The 2,530-nt window shown below is 47.9% G+C and carries 1 protein-coding gene; it reads right to left on the bottom strand.

Annotated features, from left to right (window positions below; all coding sequences use genetic code 11):
* Positions 1 to 2,530: hypothetical protein (locus KBW69_RS23230; RefSeq protein ID WP_257282506.1), on the bottom strand; the 2,530-nt coding region annotated here is incomplete at both ends.

Raw genomic sequence — 2,530 nt, 5'->3', positions numbered from 1 at the left:
GAGTATTCTGTGCAGGTAATCACCCCTGTTGGTCAGATCAAGAAGATAGAGGAACGACATGTTTGAGAGGGATAGCTCGGCAGCCTGCTCGACGGTATGGGTTGTCAGGAGAGGTTTGTAGTTGGAGTAGTACCAGGTGACAGCCTGTACCAGAAAGGCTGAAGGTTTGACCCAGTACTCATTAAGCTGCTGTTCAACCGCTGCGGCATGAGACTGCATTAATGTGCCGTGGATAGCCTTGATCAGTTCTGATTCAGATAGTCCGGCAGCATTGGCATAAGGTGTCAGGGTATCCTCAACATTGGCAAGAAACGCTGCCGTCCTGCGGCCATTGTCAAAGGCAATATCGTCAAGAGCATAGTTGGCGATGACCGCTGCTGCGTACTCCTTGATGCCGACAACCGACTCTTTCATACCTGTCGGGCCAGAGGCGGTTTCGGGCACAGGAGTAAAGGCACTCTGTATGAATTTTTTGGCACCCTTGTGGGACAGCAGCTGGACAACCTTCTTGAACTCAGGCAACTTGACGCTATGTTTGTAGCCAAGAAAGTGCTCAAATTCATCCACTGTCTGATAACCTTCGACATCTCTGACAGCCTTTATGTAGTTCTTAAGTTCAACCTTGTTGATCAGACCTTCACGCAGCAGACTTATGATCTTGTTGCCGCTGGGAGAATGGGTAGCGAAGTATTCCGGGAAGCTTTTCAGGTTCTCTGATTGATGCTGAATGAAGTGAACGGCTGTTTTGCTCATGCTGCGAATTTCGTCGTCGTATTCCAGAGCCCCTTTTTTCATCCCATGCCTGGCCTTGTGCACAAGGCTGTAGATTTCTTTCAGATCATTCCCGAGCAGATCTTCAACAGGCTCGATAGGGGATTCAGGTAAGGTCGTCTTCAGGCTCTTGAAAACTTCCACAATCCCACTGGCCTGTTTAAGTGTCAGTTTGTCTCCGACCAGTGCCTGCAAGTGAATCGGTGCAAATTCATCGTCAAAATCGAAAGTCTTAAGGTAGGATATTGTCTTACCGCTTTCTGCTGTTAATTCTGCCAGACCCATCGCCGTTTCCAGAGCTTGTTTTCTGAGACAGTTTTGCTGTACGAAGGCGTCCATAGCGGTCCGGGCTTTTACCTGTTTCGGCAAATACTGGAAGGGACCCCCGTCCTGTTTGACGGCCCGCTCAGCCGCCTGCAGGACTTCCTTCACTCTCTCAATATCTGCTTTCCTGATTTCAATTTCATCTTCCAGATAGGCCTGTTCCTGAACCAGATGCCGGATCTTGCCGTCAGTACCGTCAACCCCACCCGTGACTTGAGTGTATTTTTTCCCGGTTAAAAGCGGTTCACCCCCGACTTCATGGGATTCGTCCCGACTGTGGGCATTTGTGTAATCTTCACTGCTACGAAGCCTGTTCAGCCTGCGATGAAAACCTGCCAGCTCACTTTCAGCTCTTGCTATTAACCACCTTGCTGAGGCTGCTTCACGGTCAAGTACGTATCGTGGTTTTGGTCCCAGGCGAGCGATTTGCCTGTCAAGCTCATCATCAATGGCTGCGATACGCTCATTAACGTCAGGCTGACCCGCTTGCAAAACTTCTTTATCCAGCTGTTGGAGTCTTGCTGCAATAAGACGGTTCTGGTCGTCGATCCTGGCATCATCTTTATAATCTTTAATGTTGAGTTGATGAGCAATTTTATTGTTACAGGTTCTCTTGGCACTCTCATCTTCATAGAGTTCGTCTACTCTATCCCGTAATTCCTGAATTCTGTCTCTCAGAACATATTGCCGGACAGACAGGTTGGCATCGTCTTCAAACTCTACTTCCAGATCACTGGCCAGTTTAGCTATGAAACCTTTGCCTCTCTCTATAGTATGAGGGTTTTCATGAGGGTCGATATCCAGCTCGTCCTCCAGAACGATAAGACGACTTGCTTGTTGTTCTCTGGCCCGCTGATCCCATTCTTTGACTATATAGTTGAGACGATCACGAATCGCCATGCGTTTGATATCCATTTCCGAAGAGTTCCCTTCCGGATCCTCCCAGTCTGGCCAGTCTTCCCACCAGAGGGCCTCGTGCATTTCATCCAGCTCGTCTTTTGAGATATCACCGGCATCAAGCTTTGTAAGAATCCTTTCGAGTCTTGCTGTTTTATAATCACCTTCATTGATCTCGATGTTGAGTAATCTTTCCACATGGTCCAGTATGGAATGGGCCTTTTCTTCTGACCGCTTTCTGGCCTCTCTGATTTTATAATCTATGCCTATAGAAATGATCTGATAAAGGTCATACACGCTCTGCTTTTGTTTGAAGTATCTACCCCTATCCAGAACTATTAATACCCCACGAATTGTCTCCAGTACCTCGGGCATCAGTTTGGGATGGCCTGGTGTTTTGATGTCTTCCAGTTCAGTTTTCAGCTTTGAAGGCTCCAGGAGCTTCTCAATTACCTTTGATTTTATACTATCGCTGTCTTTCAGGCGGATGTCTTTGGCCGGATCAATGCCAAGAAACGCTGCCAGAGCGTCTCTTTTG

This window comes from Endozoicomonas sp. ISHI1 (assembly GCF_024606225.1).
Taxonomy (GTDB): domain Bacteria; phylum Pseudomonadota; class Gammaproteobacteria; order Pseudomonadales; family Endozoicomonadaceae; genus Endozoicomonas_A.
This window is presented reverse-complemented; position numbering and strand designations above follow the sequence as displayed.